General features: G+C 60.6%; 15 protein-coding genes. 2 read left to right on the top strand and 13 right to left on the bottom strand.

Annotation, left to right across the window (positions count from 1 at the left end):
- Positions 1–106: 106 nt before the first annotated feature.
- From PMI16_RS21350 to PMI16_RS21305, 10 genes are all read right to left on the bottom strand, one after another.
- Entirely contained in the window at positions 107–505 is a 399-nt protein-coding gene (locus PMI16_RS21350) for a cupin domain-containing protein (RefSeq protein WP_007883488.1), read from the bottom strand.
- 90 nt (positions 506–595) lie between these two features.
- Complete coding sequence (locus PMI16_RS21345; protein ID WP_007883487.1) at positions 596–1,420, bottom strand: AraC family transcriptional regulator; 825 nt, start codon at positions 1,418–1,420, stop codon at positions 596–598.
- A gap of 51 nt (positions 1,421–1,471) precedes the next feature.
- Positions 1,472–1,735, bottom strand: a complete 264-nt coding sequence (locus tag PMI16_RS21340) for a hypothetical protein (protein ID WP_007883484.1) — start codon at positions 1,733–1,735, stop codon at positions 1,472–1,474.
- A 12-nt stretch (positions 1,736–1,747) separates the two neighbouring features.
- Positions 1,748–2,239, bottom strand: a complete 492-nt coding sequence (locus tag PMI16_RS21335; protein ID WP_007883483.1) for an arsinothricin resistance N-acetyltransferase ArsN1 family B — start codon at positions 2,237–2,239, stop codon at positions 1,748–1,750.
- Between the two features lie 95 nt (positions 2,240–2,334).
- Positions 2,335–4,233, bottom strand: coding sequence for a propionate--CoA ligase (locus tag PMI16_RS21330; RefSeq protein ID WP_007883482.1), 1,899 nt, complete (start codon positions 4,231–4,233; stop codon positions 2,335–2,337).
- Between the two features lie 284 nt (positions 4,234–4,517).
- Positions 4,518–4,910: a hypothetical protein gene (locus tag PMI16_RS21325; protein ID WP_007883467.1), complete on the bottom strand. Its 393-nt coding sequence runs from the start codon at positions 4,908–4,910 to the stop codon at positions 4,518–4,520.
- Positions 4,911–5,022: 112 nt separating this feature from the next.
- Positions 5,023–6,216: a 2-methylaconitate cis-trans isomerase PrpF gene (gene prpF / locus PMI16_RS21320; RefSeq protein ID WP_007883466.1), complete on the bottom strand. Its 1,194-nt coding sequence runs from the start codon at positions 6,214–6,216 to the stop codon at positions 5,023–5,025.
- Positions 6,217–6,251: 35 nt separating this feature from the next.
- A complete protein-coding gene (gene acnD, locus PMI16_RS21315) occupies positions 6,252–8,867 on the bottom strand; it encodes a Fe/S-dependent 2-methylisocitrate dehydratase AcnD (RefSeq protein ID WP_007883465.1) in 2,616 nt (871 codons plus the stop codon).
- 106 nt (positions 8,868–8,973) lie between these two features.
- Complete coding sequence (gene prpC / locus PMI16_RS21310) at positions 8,974–10,134, bottom strand: bifunctional 2-methylcitrate synthase/citrate synthase (RefSeq protein ID WP_007883462.1); 1,161 nt, start codon at positions 10,132–10,134, stop codon at positions 8,974–8,976.
- A gap of 76 nt (positions 10,135–10,210) precedes the next feature.
- On the bottom strand, positions 10,211–11,092 hold the full coding sequence (locus PMI16_RS21305) for an isocitrate lyase/PEP mutase family protein (RefSeq protein ID WP_007883460.1): 882 nt from the start codon (positions 11,090–11,092) through the stop codon (positions 10,211–10,213).
- 246 nt (positions 11,093–11,338) lie between these two features.
- Between PMI16_RS21305 and prpR the strand changes: the two genes are divergently transcribed.
- Positions 11,339–13,006 carry a propionate catabolism operon regulatory protein PrpR gene (gene prpR, locus PMI16_RS21300; protein WP_007883458.1) on the top strand — a complete coding sequence of 556 codons (1,668 nt, stop codon included), beginning with the start codon at positions 11,339–11,341 and terminating at the stop codon, positions 13,004–13,006.
- 383 nt (positions 13,007–13,389) lie between these two features.
- Complete coding sequence (locus PMI16_RS21295; RefSeq protein WP_007883456.1) at positions 13,390–14,682, top strand: MFS transporter; 1,293 nt, start codon at positions 13,390–13,392, stop codon at positions 14,680–14,682.
- 221 nt (positions 14,683–14,903) lie between these two features.
- On the opposite strand, the gene ntrC is transcribed toward PMI16_RS21295, so the two are convergent.
- From ntrC to PMI16_RS21280, 3 genes are all read right to left on the bottom strand, one after another.
- A complete protein-coding gene (ntrC, locus tag PMI16_RS21290) occupies positions 14,904–16,397 on the bottom strand; it encodes a nitrogen regulation protein NR(I) (RefSeq protein WP_007883455.1) in 1,494 nt (497 codons plus the stop codon).
- A gap of 107 nt (positions 16,398–16,504) precedes the next feature.
- On the bottom strand, positions 16,505–17,578 hold the full coding sequence (glnL, locus tag PMI16_RS21285; protein WP_007883453.1) for a nitrogen regulation protein NR(II): 1,074 nt from the start codon (positions 17,576–17,578) through the stop codon (positions 16,505–16,507).
- Positions 17,579–17,730: 152 nt separating this feature from the next.
- Positions 17,731–18,222, bottom strand: a complete 492-nt coding sequence (locus tag PMI16_RS21280) for a DUF4124 domain-containing protein (RefSeq protein ID WP_007883451.1) — start codon at positions 18,220–18,222, stop codon at positions 17,731–17,733.
- Positions 18,223–18,355: the final 133 nt, after the last annotated feature.

Genomic DNA, 18,355 nt, shown 5'->3' with positions numbered 1-18,355 from the left:
GCGTTACGAATCGGGGTCAAGACGCCCAGTCTTGACCCCGATTCGCGCCTTGCACTTCATCCCAAACAGGAAAAGCTCGCACTCACGCCTATTTATGAAATGAGTTCTAAATCCAGACGTCGTTCTGCCGCGTCCTGTCGCTCTCTTCGTTGCCGGTATTGATCACGCCGCGCGGTTCGACCAGCAGGATCCTGGTTTCGGTCTCGGCATAGGGCTTGTGCTCGACGCCCTTGGGAATGACGAACATTTCACCCGCGCCGAGATGCACGGCACCGTCGCGGAAGTCGATGCGCAGCTTGCCTTCCAGGACGATGAACACTTCGTCGGTGTCGGCATGATCGTGCCAGATGAAGTCGCCTTCCACCTTGGCGAGTTTGAACTGGTAGTCGTTCATTTCTGCAATCACGCGCTGCGACCACTGTTCGCTGAACAGCGACAGTTTTTCGGCGAAATTGATGGCTTTGTAATCCCGGCTTGGGACGGCGGGGGATGCGGTAGTGGACATGCTCTGCTCCTGTATCAATCAATAACAAGGAGCCAGATTACGCAGACTATCCGGTGCGGTCTTGAACGATCGTGCAAATGCCGGTGGACATCACCTGCCCGGCTTCACCATCCGCAACCAGCGTGCCGGAGCAATGCCGTAGGTCCTGGTGAACAACCGCGTCATGTGACTCTGGTCCGCGAAACCGGACATTGCAGCGACTTCGGCCAACGGCCGGCCTTGCGCCATGAGACGACGCGCCAGATCCAGGCGGCGCATGCTCAGATAACGATAGGGGCTGGTGCCGAAAAAACTGCGAAAGTCGCGCGTCAGGCTCCAGCGATCGCGGCCGCAGGATTGCGCCAGTTCGTCGAGCGTGAGCGTGCGGTCCAGCGCGGCGTGGATGTATTCGCGGGCGCGTTGTGCGGCCTGGAAGTCGGCGGCATGGCGGCGAGGACGGTTGCCGGACACGGCGTTCATCGCAGTCGCCAGTTCGAAGATGCCGTCATCCTGCTGCAGCGGTTCGACGTCGCCATCCATTTGCGCGAGCAGATTCCCGAGTGCATGGAACATGCGCGGATCGGTCGAGATGCCGCCTTCGATGAAGGGCAAAGGCACGCCGCCCAGCGCGGCCTGCAACAAGGCCGGTTCGACATACAGCATGCGGTAACGAAAGCCCGCCTCGGTGCCGGCCTGACCGTCATGCGGCTCGTCGGGATACAGCGCCATGGTGTTGCCCGGCAGGCTGTTGCGCAGGGATTTTTTGTATTGGAAGGATTGCACGCCCGCCAGCGTGATGCCGAGCGCATAGGTGTCGTGGCGATGCATGGCGTAGCCGCTGCCGTGGAAGAAGGCTTCGATGCGTTCCACCCCGGACGATTGCGTGCGCAGTATCCAGTCTTTGCCTTGTTCCCGGTCTGCTTGCCGATTTCCCATGACTCGCCCTTGTAACGCCACCTCAACGGCCGCCTCAACGCCATTGCAACGCTATTCTTTGTCTTTCTTGACCAACTGCTTTTCGAACGCCGTGTCGAGCTTGCTCACGCGCTTCGGTTTTTGCGGACCGTAGGCGTTGACGAAGGCGACGAATTCATCGAGCGGCAGCGGCTCGCTGAGTTTCTCGACCGGATTGCCGGCGACACGCTGCACCAAGAAAAACAGCTCGCTAGACGTGCGCACCATCGAATATTGCTTTGTTCCTGCACGCGTGTTCAGGCGCTCGATGGCGCCGGTGGCTCGGGTGGATCTCATGCTGCATCCTCCTTACAGGATCAATTGCCAGTAAGCGACGTCGATCCACTGATCGTGCTTCTTGCCAACCTCGGCAAAATGCGCAACTTTGACGAAGCCCATTTTTTCATGCAAGGCGATGCTGCCGGCATTCGGCAAGGCAATGCCGCCCATCACCGCATGTACGCCAAGCGCCTTCAATTCGGCAAACAAGGCTGCATAGAGCCTGGAACCGATGCCCTTGCCGCCGCTGTCCTGCGCCATGTAGACAGAGCTCTCGACCGAATGCCGGTAGGCCTTGCGCACCTTCCACTTGGCGGCATAGGCATAGCCAAGGATACGCCCGTCTTCTTCATACACCAACCATGGAAATTGCGCCGATATCTCGGCAATGCGACCTTCCATCTCGGTCACGGAGACGGCTTCCAGCTCAAAGCTGATGACGGTGTTGAGGACGTAGTGGTTGTAAATCTCACAAATGGCGGCAGCATCGGCGCTGGTGGCCGGGCGAATCGAAAAGCTCATGGAAGATGGCGTGGAGGAAAATTTGACAATACGTAGTGTAACCAAATTGCCGGCGCCTGGCGCATTCCGGACGATACGCCAGGCGCCTCCCTGCTTCAACTTTGCAATGCCGCCTTGATTTGCTGCAACGAACCCGGGTCTTCAATCGTCGTCAGGTCGCCTGGATCGCGGCCCTCGCAGATCGCCTGGATCGAGCGGCGCAACAGTTTACCTGAGCGCGTCTTCGGCAGCAGGCTGACGAAATGCACGCGCGACGGCCGGCCGACGGCGCCGATCTGCTTGTCGACCACGCGCATGATTTCCGCTTCCAGCGCCTGCCGGCCTTCCGGTGTGGCGATGCCTTCGGCTTTCTTGGGGATCACGAAGGCGATGGCGACCTGCCCTTTCAGCTTGTCTTCGACGCCGACCACGGCGACTTCCGACACATTGGCGTGACTGGAAATGCTCTCCTCGATTTCGCGCGTGCCGAGCCGGTGACCGGCGACGTTGATCACGTCGTCGGTGCGGCCGAGGATGAAGTAGTAGCCGTCCTCGTCGCGAATGCCCCAGTCGAAGGTCGAATACACCTGCGTGCGGAAATTGGACCAGTAGGTATTCACGAAACGCTCGTCGTCGCGATACACGGTCTGCATGCAGCCCGGCGGCAACGGCCCCTCGATCACGACCACGCCCTTCTCGTTGGCGCGGCACAACTCGCCGGTGGATTCATTCATGATGTGCATCTTGTAGCCATACAACGGCACGCCCGGGCTGCCGAGCCGCGTGGACTTGTCGTCGACGCCTTTGGCAATCGACAGGATGGGCCAGCCGCTTTCGGTCTGCCAGTAGTTGTCGATGACCGGCACGCCCAGCGATGTGGAAATCCAGTTCGACGTCGTCTCGTCCAGCGGTTCGCCGGCAAGGTACAAACTCTTGAGCGAGGACAGGTCGTATCTGCTCATGAATTCCGGAGGATGCTTCTTCAGCACGCGGATCGCCGTCGGCGAAGAAAACATGCGCGTGACCTGGTACTTTTCCACCAGGCGCCACCAGATGCCGGCGTCGGGCGTCTCTTTGGGCAACACCGGCAATCCTTCATAGAGGATCGTCGCCATGCCCGCCATCAAGGGTCCGTAGACGATGTAGGAATGGCCGACCACCCAGCCGATATCGGAGGTGCAGAAATAAGTCTCGCCGGGATTGCCGCAGAACACGTGCTGCATGGATGCCGTCAGCGCCACCGCATAGCCGCCGACGTCGCGCTGCACGCCTTTCGGCTTGCCGGTCGTGCCGGAGGTGTAGAGGATGTAGGACGGTTCGTTGGACTCCAGCCAGACCACCGGCACCTGCGCGTCAAGATGTTGTGTTCGCGCCGAGGCATAATCGACATCCCTTCCTGCCATGCACGACATCTCCGCCAAACCGCGATCCACCAGCAGGACGTGCGCCGGCTTGTGCTGCGCCAGCCGGATTGCTTCATCGAGCAAGCCCTTGTAAGGCACCACCTTGCCGCCGCGTGAACCGGCATCGGCAGACACGATCAAGACCGGTTGCGCATCATCGATGCGCGTCGCCAGACTGTTGGACGCGAAGCCGCCGAACACCACCGAATGCACGGCGCCGATGCGCGCGCACGCCAGCATCGCAAACACCGCTTCGGCGATCATCGGCATGTAGATCAGCACGCGGTCGCCGCGCCGCACGCCCAGCGTTTGCATGGTCGCCGCCATGGCGCTGACTTCGCGATGCAGCTCGCGGAAACTGTAGGTTTTTTCGGTATCGGTTTCCGTCGAGACGGTGATCAATGCCGCCTGATCGCCGCGCTGCGCCAGATGCCGGTCGATGGCGTTGTGGCACAGATTGGTCTCGCCGCCGACGAACCAGCGCGCAAACGGCGGCCGGGAATAGTCCAGTGTTTTGCTGAACGGCGCATGCCAGTCGACGCGCCGGGCTTCGTCGGCCCAAAAGGTATTGGGATCGTCGATCGACTGCTGGTAAAACGACGCGAAATTCATGATGTCTCCTCATGGCAATCGGACAGGCAATGACGCGATGGCGATGTCATTGCACCGTGAGCGCGGCATCTTTGCGCCGCATCTTTTCTCTGTGTTGCGTACTGCGGTTTACTGTGACAGCGCTTGCTTACGCCCAGCTTAATTCATGCGTTTTTCTTCTTGAAACCAAGCATTTCAAATCGTTCTTCGAAACGAAAAAAAGGATGCGCGAGCATCCCTTTTTCATCATCGGATGACACCCGGATTGCCTGCACATCGACAAGCAACCGGCGTCAAAAAAATGATCAGCGATTCTTGCAATCATTGGCGAGCTGCTGGCCGATCTTCGAGTTCAGCAGCATCGACTTCGATGGAATCTGAATCCACACCAGGCCATCGCCCTTGTCTTCAAAACGCAGTGCGCCGGTGGAGGTCGATACCGGCGTCATCTTGTAGGTGCTGCCCTTCCACACCAGGCTCACGTTGTTGGACGCATCCACCTTGACCTCCACCTTGTTGCCCATGTCGCAGGAGAAGGAACCCGTCGCCAGGCGGCCGGCCCAAGCGGGATTGACGGCGGCCGCAACCGGTTGCAGCGGAGCCGGCACCGGCTTGGTTTCGGTCAGCGGCACCGTTTCAGCGCAGGCTGCCAGCAGGATGGACACGGTCAGTACGGAAGCGCGTTGCAAGAAAGTCATGTTTTGATCCAGTGCGGGGTGAAAAGAGAATGTGGACGGCATCTTACCAACTTTCGTTCCCCTATTCCGTTTTCCAGCCACTGCATTGCAATATGCCCCGTCGATGCTCCGATCAGAACGCGTCGCCCGGAACCCGTATCCAGCCTTCCATCAACACCCGTGCACTGCGGCTCATGATGGCTTTGGTGACGCTCCATTCGCCGCCGATCCGTTTCGCTTCCGCACCGACGCGCAAGGTGCCGGACGGATGGCCGAAACGCACTGCCGTACGCTCGCCGCCGCCGGCAGCGAGATTGACCAGCGTACCGGGGATCGCCGCGGCCGTGCCGATGGCGACCGCCGCCGTACCCATCATGGCGTGGTGCAACTTGCCCATGGACATGGCGCGCACCAACAAGTCGACATCGCCGGCGCCGACTTGCTTGCCGCTGGAAGCGACATAGTCGCGCGGGGCGGCGACGAAGGCGACCTTGGGCGTGTGCTGACGCTTGGCGGCTTCATCGACATGCCCGATCAGACCCATGCGCACCGCGCCGTGAGCGCGGATGGTCTCGAACATCGCCAGCGCCCTGGGATCGCTGTTGATGACATCCTGCAGCTCGGCGCCGGTGTAACCGATGTCTTCCGCATTCAGGAAAATCGCCGGGATGCCGGCATTGATCATGGTCGCCTTGAAGATGCCGACGCCCGGCACGTCCAGATCGTCGACCAGGTTGCCGGTCGGGAACATGGAGCCGCCACCGTCACCTTCGCCTTCGTCCGCCGGATCGAGGAATTCAAGCTGCACTTCCGCCGCCGGAAAGGTCACGCCGTCGAGTTCGAAATCGCCGGTCTCCTGCACCTGGCCATCTGTGATCATCACGTGCGCGATGATGGTCTTGCCGATGTTGGCTTGCCAGATGCGCACCGTGCAGGTGCCATTCATCGGCACGCGGTCGGGATCGATCAGGCCGTTGCTGATGGCGAACGGGCCAACTGCCGCCGACAGGTTGCCGCAATTGCCGCTCCAGTCGACGAAAGCGCTGTCGATCGCCACCTGCCCGAACAGGTAGTCGACGTCATGACCCGGCCGGCTGGACTTGGACAGGATGACGGTTTTGCTGGTGCTGGACGTTGCGCCGCCCATGCCGTCGATCTGCTTGCCGTAAGGATCGGGACTGCCGATGACGCGCATCAGCAAGGCGTCGCGCGCGGCGCCCGGTTGCTGCGCGGATGCAGGCAAGTCCTGCAGGCGGAAGAACACGCCTTTGCTGGTGCCGCCGCGGATATAAGTGGCGGGGATTTTGATTTGAGGTGCGTGGTTCATGTGCATGTGTCCTGTTTGCTTGAACGTCAACTTGCTTACGCTGCCTTGACCGTCGACGCCAGAAAGTCCTGCGCGAAACGTTGCAGCACGCCGCCCGCTTCATAGATCGAGACTTCTTCCGCGGTATCGAGACGGCAGGTCATCGGCACTTCAACGCGCTCGCCGTTCTTGCGCGTGATGACCAGCGTCAGATCGGCGCGCAGGAATGATGAGCGCGTGCCGATCACGTCGAAAGTTTCGGTGCCGTCGATGCCCAGCGTTTTGCGCGTCACGCCCGGTTTGAATTCCAGCGGCAACACGCCCATGCCGATCAGGTTGGTGCGGTGGATGCGTTCGAAGCCTTCGGCGGCGATCACTTCCACGCCCGCCAGACGCACGCCCTTGGCCGCCCAGTCGCGCGACGAACCCTGGCCGTAATCGGCGCCGGCGACGATGATCAGCGGCTGCTTGCGGTTCAAGTAGGTTTCGATGGCTTCCCACATGCGCATGACCTGGCCTTCCGGTTCGACGCGGGCCAGCGAGCCCTTCTTGACTTCACCGTTGACGACGGCCATCTCGTTGACCAGTTGCGGGTTGGCGAAGGTAGCGCGCAATGCGGTCAGGTGATCACCGCGATGGGTGGCGTAGGAATTGAAATCTTCTTCCGGCAAGCCCATCTTGGTCAGGTATTCGCCGGCGGCGGAATCGGCCAGGATGGCGTTGGACGGCGACAGGTGATCGGTGGTGATGTTGTCCGGCAGTACCGCCAGCGCGCGCATGCCGGTCATGGTGCGCTCGCCTGCCAGCGCGCCTTCCCAGTACGGCGGACGGCGGATGTAGGTGCTCATCGCGCGCCAGTCGTACAGCGGGCTGACCTTCTCGCCGTCGTCGGCCTGCACGGCGAACATCGGCGTATAGACGTTGCGGAATTGCTGCGGCTTGACCGAGGACTTGACCACGGCATCGATCTCTTCGTCGGTAGGCCAGATATCCTTGAGGCGGATTTCCTTGCCGTCGACCACGGCCAGTACATCTTTCTCGATGTCGAAACGGATGGTGCCGGCAATCGCGTAGGCCACCACCAACGGCGGCGACGCCAGGAAGGCTTGCTTGGCGTAAGGATGGATGCGGCCGTCAAAGTTGCGGTTGCCGGACAACACGGCTGTTGTGTACAGGTCGCGGTCGACGATTTCCTTCTGGATGACCGGATCGAGCGCACCCGACATGCCATTGCAGGTGGTGCAGGCAAACGCGACGATGCCGAAGCCCAGTTTTGCCAGCTCGGTGCCCAGGCCTGCTTCGTCGAGATAGAGCTCGACGGTTTTGGATCCCGGCGCCAGCGACGACTTCACCCACGGCTTGCGGGTCAGGCCGAGTTTGTTGGCATTGCGCGCCAGCAGGCCGGCGGCGATCACGTTGCGTGGATTGCTGGTGTTGGTGCAACTGGTGATGGCGGCGATGATGACGGCGCCGTCGGGCATCAGGCCTTCGGCTTCCTGGGCTTGCGCCTTGTCGAGGTCGACGGCGATGCCGCGCTCGGCCAGTGCCGACACCGGCAGGCGGCGATGCGGGTTGGACGGACCTGCCAGCGTGCGCACCACGGTGGACAGATCGAATTTCAGCGTGCGCTCGTATTGCGCCGACGCCAGGCTGTCGGCCCACAGGCCGGCTTCCTTGGCGTAGCTCTCGACCAGCTTGACCTGCTCGTCGTCGCGGCCGGTGAGCTTGAGGTAGTCGATGGTTTGCTGGTCGATGAAGAACATCGCCGCGGTCGCACCGTATTCCGGCGCCATGTTGGAGATGGTCGCGCGATCGCCCAGCGTCAACGCGGAAGCGCCTTCGCCGCGGAACTCCAGATAAGCGCCGACCACTTTTTCCTTGCGCAGGAATTCGGTCAGCGACAGCACCACGTCGGTTGCGGTGATGCCGGGTTGCGGCTTGCCGGACAGTTCGACGCCGATGATTTCCGGCAGGCGCATCCACGATGCGCGACCGAGCATGACGTTCTCGGCTTCCAGGCCGCCGACGCCGACGGCGATCACGCCCAGCGCATCGACGTGCGGCGTGTGGCTGTCGGTGCCGACGCAGGTGTCCGGATAGGCCAGGCCGTTGTCGTTGTGAATGACCGGCGACATTTTCTCCAGATTGATCTGGTGCATGATGCCGTTGCCGGGCTGGATGACGTTGATGTTTTCAAACGCCTTCTTGGTCCAGTTGATGAAATGGAAGCGGTCTTCGTTGCGGCGATCTTCGATGGCGCGGTTCTTTTCAAACGCTTGCGGATCGAAGCCGCCGCACTCCACCGCCAGCGAGTGGTCGACGATCAGTTGCACCGGCACCACCGGGTTCACCTTGGCCGGGTCGCCGCCCTGATCGGCAATGGCGTCGCGCAGGCCGGCGAGGTCGACCAATGCGGTCTGGCCGAGGATGTCGTGACACACCACGCGCGCGGGAAACCAGGGAAAGTCGAGTTCACGCTTGCACTCGATGATCTGTTTCAGACAATCGACGAGGATGCTCGGATCGCAGCGACGCACCAGGTTTTCTGCGTGCACGCGCGAGGTATAAGGCAGCGTGTTCCAGGCGCCTGGCTTGATCGATTCAACCGCGGCACGGGCGTCGAAATAATCCAGCTTGGTCCCAGGTAAAGGTTTGCGGTTTGCGGTATTCATGGCTCGGTCCCGAGAAAAACTTTAGGTAAGAGTGACAGCCTGCGCGCCGTTTCATACCGGCGCAGCAGGCTGCGGATGATGCTTGGTGTATTGCCTAGTGTATTACTTACTTGCGCTTGCCGATCGGCACGAATTTCAGATCTTCCGGACCGACATAGTTGGCCGATGGACGGATGATCTTGTTGTCGATGCGTTGCTCGATGATGTGCGCAGCCCAGCCCGAAGTACGCGCGATCACGAACAGCGGCGTGAACATCGCCGTCGGCACGCCCATCATGTGGTACGACACGGCCGAGAACCAGTCGAGGTTGGGGAACATCTTCTTGATGTCCCACATGACGGTTTCCAGACGCTCGGCGATGTCGAACATCTTGACCGAACCGGCCTCCTTGGACAGCTTGCGCGCGACTTCCTTGATGACCTTGTTGCGCGGGTCCGCAATCGTGTAGACCGGATGGCCGAAACCGATCACGACTTCCTTGTTCTCGACGCGGCGCTTGATGTCTGCTTCCGCTTCGTCCGGATTGTCGTAACGCTTCTGGATTTCGAATGCGACCTCATTGGCGCCGCCGTGCTTGGGACCGCGCAGCGCGCCGATCGCGCCGGTGATCGCCGAGTACATGTCGGAGCCGGTACCGGCGATGACGCGGCCGGCAAACGTGGAGGCATTGAATTCATGTTCGGCGTACAGGATCAGCGAGGTGTGCATCGCCTTTTCCCACAGCTCGGACGGCTTCTCGCCGTGCAGCAGGTGCAGGAAGTGCGCGCCGATGGAATCGTCGTCGGTCTCCACTTCGATGCGGTTGCCATTGTGGCTGTAGTGATACCAGTACAGCAGCATCGAACCCAGCGAAGCCATCAGGCGGTCGGCGATGTCGCGCGCTCCCGGCGTGTTGTGGTCGTCTTTTTCCGGCAGCACGCAGCCCAGTGCCGACACGCCGGTGCGCATCACGTCCATCGGATGCGATGCCGCCGGCAGCCATTCCAGCGCGGCCTTGACGTTGGCCGGCAAGCCGCGCAGCGCTTTCAGTTTGGCCTTGTAGGCTTTCAGTTCTGCGCTGGTCGGCAACTTGCCGTGCACCAGCAAATGGGCGATTTCTTCGAACTCGCAGCTGTCGGCCACGTCGAGGATGTCGTAGCCGCGGTAGTGCAAATCGTTGCCGGTCTTGCCGACGGTGCACAGTGCGGTGTTGCCTGCGGTGACGCCGGACAGGGCGACGGATTTTTTCGGTTTGAAGCCTGTTGCCGGTGCTTGTGGTTCGCTCATGCGTATCTCCTTGCTGATATGGGAATGGTGTTGTCTGAATGCGGATGCGGAACGATGCTGACTGCGAGGATGCCGCTTATTTGTCGGCGTATTTCTTTTCCAGCAGATCGAACATCGGTTTGTTGACCAGGCGCTGACGCTCGGCAAACGGCGTCACGAAATTCGGATCTTCGTCGAGACGATGGGCATCGCGCAAAATGGTCAGCGCCTTTTGCATGCCTGCCACGGCGCCTTGCAGCGCGGCGTTGGCGTACAGCACGATGCCGTAGCCGAGGTCGCCCAGTTCGTCGGCGTTGAAGATCGGCGTCTTGCCGCCGATCACCAGGTTCACCAGTTGCGGCTTGTCGAGCGCTTGCGGCAGGCGGCGGATTTCTTCGGCGGTTTCGGTCGCTTCGACGAACAGGATGTCGGCGCCGGCTTCGCTGTAGCGGGCCGCGCGTTCGAGCGCATCTTCAAAACCGTGGACGCTGCGCGCATCGGTGCGCGCCATGATCAGCATGCCGTCGTTGCTGCGTGCATCGACGGCGGCGTGGATCTTGCCGACCATCTCGGCGCAGGAAATGACTTCCTTGCCGTTGAAGTGGCCGCAGCGCTTTGGCGAAACCTGGTCTTCCAGTTGCACCGCATCGGCGCCGGCGCGCTCCAGCGTGCGGATGGTGTGGCGTACGTTGAGCGCATTGCCAAAGCCGGTGTCGGCATCGACGATCAGCGGAATTTCCACGGCATCCCGGATGCGCGCGGTGTGATCGGCCAGTTCGTTGAGGCCGATGAAGCCCTGATCCGGCATGCCGAAATACATGTTGGTGACGCCGGCGCCAGTGACATAGAGCGCTTCAAAGCCGAGATCGGCGATCACGCGCGCCGACAAGGCATTGAACGCGCCGGGAACCAGCAGGCCTTTGCGTGCATTGACTTTGTCGCGCAGGATTTGTTTTGTGGTTGGGGAAGCATTGCTCATTTGACGTCCTTTGATTTGAGTGGCGCGCATGTTTCAGCGGGATGGATGCCCCTGCTTATTGCAATGCGCATGCCACCTCGGCAGCGACCGGATGTTGCACCGCAGAAGAAAATGATGTTTCATCACAAGCTCGCGTCAAATCAATGACTTATATCCTTTTCTCTCTCGAGAGAGCGAAGTTGTGGAGCGCACGTCCATGGCGATGATGTGTTACATTTGAAACACCTGAAACACTCAACGTGAAACATGAAACGTCCCACCACCAGTTCCAGAGACAACACCGACAAGCCCGTCATCTGGACCGTCTCCGTGTCGCGCCTGGTCGAACTGTTCCGCGACATCACGCTGGAGTTCGACGACCGCGCCGACATCGAGCCGATCCCGCTGGGCTTTGAAGACGCTGTGCGACATATCCGCGAGCGCCTCGCCACCGAACACTGCGACGCCGTCATCGCGGCAGGCTCCAACGGCGCCTATCTCAAAAGCCGCTTGTCGGTCCCGGTGATCATCGCCAAGGCCAGCGGCTTCGACGTCATGCAGGCGTTGGCGAAGGCACGCAAGATTTCACCCGACATCGGCATGATCACGTATCAGGAAACCATGCCCTCGCTGACCGAATTCCAGAGCACCTTCGGTCTGAACATCGTGCAGCGCACCTACGCCACCGAAGAAGATGCGCGCGCCCAGATCAATGAGCTGAAAGCGGCCGGCATCAAGGCCATCGTCGGCGCCGGCCTGATCACCGGCCTGGCGCAGGAAGCAGGACTGGCCGGCATCTTCGTCTACTCCGCCGCCAGCATCCGCCAGGCTTTCGACGATGCGCTGGAATTGGCGCGCCTGACCCAACTGGAGTCGACGCGCGGACGCATCCTGCCGGTGGCCGACACCTTGCGCGCCCGGCATCATCTCAACGACTTGCGCGGCGATTCGGCCGCGATGGAGGCGGTGCGCCAGTCGATCACGCTGTTTGCGAAATCCCCCGCCACCGTGCTGATCCAGGGCGAAACCGGAACCGGCAAGGAACTGGCTGCACAGGCGATCCATCGCGCGCATCCGCAGATGCAAGGCAAGGTGCAGGCGCACCATCCTTTCGTCGCGGTCAATTGCGGCGCGCTGGCGGAGTCGCTGCTGGAGTCGGAGCTGTTCGGCTATGAAGAAGGCGCGTTCACCGGTTCGCGCCGCGGCGGCCGTGCGGGCTTGTTCGAAGCGGCGCATCGCGGCACGCTGTTCCTCGATGAAATCGGCGAGATGCCTTTACCGCTGCAAACACGCCTGCTGCGCGTGCTGGAAGAGCGTGAAGTGGTGCGCGTCGGCGGCACGCGGCCGATTCCCGTCAGCGTGCGCATCATCAGCGCGACGCATTGCGACCTCGACAGCCGCGTCAAGGAAGGACGTTTTCGCGCCGACCTGTTCTATCGCCTGAGCGTGTTGCGCATGACCCTGCCGCCGCTGCGCGAACGTCCCGAGGATCTGGCGCCGCTGGCGCAGTGGTGCCTGAAGAACGCGCTGGCGGCGATGGATATTCGTCCGCACGCCAACCTGCACGCAGAAATCCTGCGCTGCACGCCCCTGCTGGCGCGTTACGACTGGCCCGGCAACGTGCGCGAGCTGCGCAACATGATGGAACGACTGGCCTTGTTCCTCGCCGCCGAACCTTTGCAGGCGCTGACGCCGAACCTGATCGCGCGCGTCGCGCCGGAAATCCTCCAAAGCGATAATACGCCGACAACACCGGCCGCCTCGAGCCGCGCGAACGCGCTGACGCGGCCAGATAGCGAAGCGGGTGACGCAACACAGCGAAACGAGTCGCTGGAGGAGGCGCTGGCGCGATTCGACGGCAACCGCGCCGCTGCAGCAAAACATCTCGGCATCAGCCGTACGACCTTGTGGCGCAGACTGGGCGAAAAAACTTAGCCCTAGTGCCGTTTATTTAAACCTATTTTCCTAAAGCAGTCGTCCCGGCGAACGCTGGGATCCAGTGTCGTGAAGACGGTCGATACGCCGCTGGGTCCTGACTTTCGTCAGGACGACAGTCATAGCGAGATGAGCTTTTTAAGCTTGACTGAACGGCATTAGCGCTTAGCCCGCCAATTTTCTGCCACCCTGACCCCACATGCTTTCCCATACGATAGGAATCGCCTCAAATGCATGATTGACAGCGTCTCTTGCATGCACGTATTCTCGGTCGGTTGTCTATGGACATGGGCATATTATTTACGCATTCCTGCGAGACAAAGTGCGCAAACAATCTGCCGCCGGCGACACCCACCTCAACAATCTCACCATCGGGAGAACGCATGAATAATAAGAGTTCTGCAGCAACCGGCAATGATGCGTCAGCCAAGCTTCATCCACAAACCTGGCGGGCCGTCATTTCGTCATCGATCGGCAATGCGCTGGAATGGTTCGACGTCCTGATTTACGGCGCGTTTGCCGTGGTCATCGCCAAGCTGTTCTTCCCGACCGACAATGAGACGGTGTCGCTGCTGGTGACCTTTGCGACGTTCGGCGTGTCGTTCTTCATGCGTCCGCTCGGCGCCGTCATCCTTGGCGCTTATTCCGATCGCGTCGGACGCAAGGCGGCCTTGTCGCTGTCAATCGTCCTGATGACCATCGGCACCGCCATGATCGCCTTCATGCCGACCTATGCGAGCATCGGCCTGTGGGCGCCGGCGGGCATCGTTCTGGCGCGTCTGATCCAGGGTTTCTCGGCCGGCGGCGAGTTCGGCAGCTCGACGGCGTTCCTGGTGGAACATGCACCGCATCGCCGCGGCTTCTTCTCCAGCTGGCAGGTCGCCAGCCAGGGGCTGAGCCTGTTGATGGCAGCCGCTTTCGGCGCCGGCCTGAACGGCTGGCTGACGCCCGAACAGCTGTATTCCTGGGGCTGGCGCCTGCCGTTCCTGTTCGGCCTGCTGATCGGCCCTGCCGGTTTCTACATCCGTCGCCACCTGGATGAATCGCCGGAGTTCGCTGCGGCAGAGCGCACCGAGACGCCGTTGCGCGATACCTTCTCCACCCAGAAGATGCGCCTGCTGATCGGCACCGGCAGCGTGATCATGGCAACCGTATCGGTCTACCTGTCGCTGTACATGCCGACCTACGCCATCAAGCAACTGGGCATGCCGGCATGGTCGTCGTATGCGGCAACGCTGGTGTCCGGCCTGATCATGATGCTGGCGTCGCCGCTGGTGGGCGAACTGTCGGACAAACATGGCCGCACGCCGTTCATGATTGCCAGCAGCCTGGCCTTCGTCGTGCTGACTTATCCGATGTTCCTGTTCCTGACCGGTTCGCCGAGCTTCATCAACCTGCTGTTGCTGCAAATCGTCATCGGCGTGCTGATGACCATGTACTTTGCGGCGATGCCTGCGCTGTTGGCCGACATCTTCCCGGTGCAGACGCGCGGCACCGGCATGTCGTTGAGCTATAACATCGCGGTGATGCTGTTCGGCGGCTTTGCCGGCCTGATCATTACCTGGCTGATCCAGGCGACGGGCAACAAGCTGTCGGTCAGCTATTTCGTGATTGTCGGCGCAACGCTGAGTTTCATCGCTTCGGCAGCGGCGCGTTATGCCCTGAAGTTGCGTTGATCGTTGCGTTGATCGTTGCGTTGATGATGGATTGCCGACGCAAGCAAGGCGAGCGTCGGCAATAGAAATCAGCCATAAAAAAAGGCCGGATTCGATCACGAATCCGGCCTTTTTCATTTTGTTTTTCATCGTCCGGTTTGCATTCTTGATGAGGCATATCCGTGACGAGTTTCCCTACCCCTCTACTGCTACTGCTTCCCGCTTCCCTTGACTTTGTCGACTCAGTCGTCCTCGGCGCCGCCGATGCCGAGCTCCTGAATCTTGCGCGTGATCGTATTGCGGCCGATGCCCAGACGCACGGCGGCGTCGTTCTTGCGGCCATGCGTATGCTTGAGCGCGATCTTGATCAGTGCGGCTTCGAATTGGCGACCGAGGATGTCCATGACTTCCGGACGTTCTTCGGCCAGCATTTGCGCCGCTTCGGTTTCCAACAGACTGATCCAGTTGCGGTCTGCGCCGCCGATGTCGCCATCGACACTCGCCGTTGGAGCACCTTGCGATTCGGCTGCCGGAGCGGACGACGATGCGGCTTGCGAGGATACCGGCTGGAAGTTGCTGCTGCGCTCTTCGATCAGATCCTGCGGCAGATCCTTGACTTCGACAGTCTGCCCCGGTGCCATGACGGTGATCCAGTTGCACAGGTTTTCCAGCTGGCGTACATTGCCCGGCAATTCAAGCTGCGACAGGAACTGCATCGCCTGCGGCGACAGACGCTTGGCTTCGACGCCGAGCTGACGCGCGCTTTGCGTGAGGAAGTGGCGCGCCAGGATAGGCACGTCTTCGCGGCGCTCGCGCAAGCTCGGCAAGCGCAGGCGGATCACGTTGAGGCGGTGATACAAGTCTTCGCGGAACAGGCCTTCGCGCACGCGGTGTTCCAGATTCTGGTGCGTCGCGGCGATCACGCGCACGTTCGCTTTGAGCGATTGATGGCCGCCGACGCGATAGAAATGCCCGTCCGACAGCACGCGCAGCAAACGCGTTTGCAGGTCGAGCGGCATGTCGCCGATTTCATCGAGGAACAAGGTGCCGCCTTCGGCCTGTTCGAAACGGCCACGGCGCATCGCTTGCGCACCGGTGAAGGCGCCGCGCTCATGACCGAACAGTTCCGACTCGAGCAGGTCCTTCGGAATCGCCGCGGTGTTCAGCGCGACGAAAGGCTGGGCAGCCCGCGGGCTGTGCTTGTGCAAGGCGCGTGCAACCAGTTCTTTACCAGAGCCGGATTCGCCGGTGATGAGCACGGTCACGTTCGATTGCGACAGGCGGCCGATGGCGCGGAAAACATCTTGCATCGCCGGCGCCTGGCCGAGGATTTCCGGCGCGTTGGCGGAGGATTGCTCGACGTCGGTTTCGCGCAGGCTTTCTTCCAGCGCGCGACGAATCAGTTCAACCGCCTTGTCGACGTCGAAAGGCTTGGCCAGATATTCGAAAGCGCCGCCCTGGAAGGCCGACACGGCCGAGTCGAGATCCGAGAAGGCGGTGATGATGATGACCGGGATGCCGGGATGCTTGGCTTTGATGGTCTGCAGCAGTTCCAGACCGGATGCGCCGGGCATGCGGATATCGGAAACCAATACTTGCGGCGTGCCGGTCTGCAATGCTTGCATCGCATCACGCGCGCTGGAAAAACTTTGTGTGGCGAGATTTTCTCGCGCGAGGGCTTTTTCCAATACCCAGCGTATCGATTCGTCGTCGTCAACAATCCAGATCGGTTTCATAGTGTTATCTTTTCCTGCTGTGATAGCGTGTAGTAGACAGCTTCAAAGGCATGCGCCGATGTTGCATTGCTTCGTCCTGAACTTTCCCGATCAATAAGAAATCGTGATCAGGGAAGCGGGATCAAAATTCTGAAATCCGTATATCCCGGCCGGCTTTCACATTCGATGACTCCCATGTGCTGCTGTACGAATGTTTGCGCCAACGTCAGTCCCAAACCGCTACCTCCTTCCCGCCCGGAAACCAGCGGGTAAAAAATACGGTCCTGGATGTCTGGTGAGATACCGGGGCCATTGTCGATGATATGCAAGTCTAGTGCCAGCCGGTAACGGACCTTGGCCAGCGTCACCTGGCGCGTGACGCGCGTTGCCAAAACCAGCTCGGCGTCGCCGGCGCGAATGCGTTCGGCAAGCGCTTGCGCGGCGTTGTGGACAATGTTGAGCAAGGCCTGAATGAGTTGTTCTTTGTCGCCGCGGAATTCGGGAATCGACAAGTCATAATCGCGACGGATGGTCAAACCGTTCGGGAACTCGGCAAGGATGAGGCTGCGCACGCGCTCGCAGACTTCGTGGATGTTGACGTCGCCGACGATGTGCGGCCGCCGGTGCGGCGCCAGCAGGCGGTCCACCAGCGTCTGCAGGCGATCGGCCTCCTTGATGATGACCTGGGTATATTCGCGCAGCTCTTTCAGATGACGCTCGGGCAATTCCAGCTCCAGCAACTGCGCCGCGCCGCGAATGCCGCCAAGCGGGTTCTTGATCTCATGCGCGAGGTTGCGGATAAGTTCCTTGTTGGCCTGGCTCTGGTCGAGCAGGCGCTCTTCCCGGTCCAGCTTGAGTTGCTGGACGTTTTCCCGCAGCTCGAGCAAAACCGGCGTGGCAGTGCTGTCGAGCGCAGTGACGATGGTATGGACTTGCAACGGCTCGCGTCCTGCCCGTTCCAGCACGAGGTCCAGACGCTTGTCGGCGAATTGATGCTCGACAGCCTGGTAAAACAGGGTGGCGAGCTCCTTGCCGTTGAGGAAAAGCTCGCTTAGTTTTTGTTGAGAAAGCACCTTGAAGGAGCTCTCCAGCAGATTTTCGGCAGCGGCGTTGGCGTAGACGATGCCGCCGTTGGCGTCGAGGATGATGACTGCCGACGCCAGCAGATCGAGACCATCCAGTGAGGGTAGCGTTGTTTTCATGCGTTCCAGTAAATGCCTTTGAGATGCCTGCGACAGGCAACCGGCTGCCAGGCGTGCATTCGAAATACACAAGCACGACTGTCAGCTTCCCTTCAGCTAAGCAAGATTTGGGCGAGCCTGCGACAACGCTGCATTCCTGGCTAACGCACTCATTAACGTACGTTCGCAAGCTCCCGTTTGAGCGCCGCAATATTGCGTTCCGATCTTGCAATGTCGTCCTTCATGCCGGCAACACGCTCCTGGTATTTCGCATAGTTGCGCTCGTCGCCGCGACGCTCGGGCTCGCCATTGTTGAAGTCCGCTTTCAAACCTGCCAGCTTCTTCTCTTCCGTATTCAATTCCTGTTGCAACAACAGCTTGCGATCGCTGTCGCGCGACTTCTGCGTACCGGCGTCGACCTTGGGAAAATTGACCGGCGTCGTCGCTGCACCTGCCGAAGCGGCTGTCCCGCTCTGTGCTGCACGCTTTGGCTGCGGCGCAACCGACAAGCCCGGCAAGTCGACTTTGCGACACCCCTTGGTCGCCCCGGTATTCTTGTATTCTTTCGCACCGTTTTCATCGGTGCAGACATACACGTCATTTTGCGCCTGCGCGTTGCCGGCACAAGCCGCGCACGACAGTACTGCTGCTGCGAGATATTTCATCTGTCCGTATTCACTGATCGAAATGAAGATTAGAACTCATTTCATAAATAGGCGTGAGATGCGTTCTTCCCAGAAAGGGCGCTGGCAAGGCGTGCGACGCGTCGTGTGCCGGGGCACACGCAAGGAGCACAAC

Source organism: Herbaspirillum sp. CF444 (assembly GCF_000282135.1).
Lineage (GTDB): Bacteria > Pseudomonadota > Gammaproteobacteria > Burkholderiales > Burkholderiaceae_D > Herbaspirillum.
This window is presented reverse-complemented; position numbering and strand designations above follow the sequence as displayed.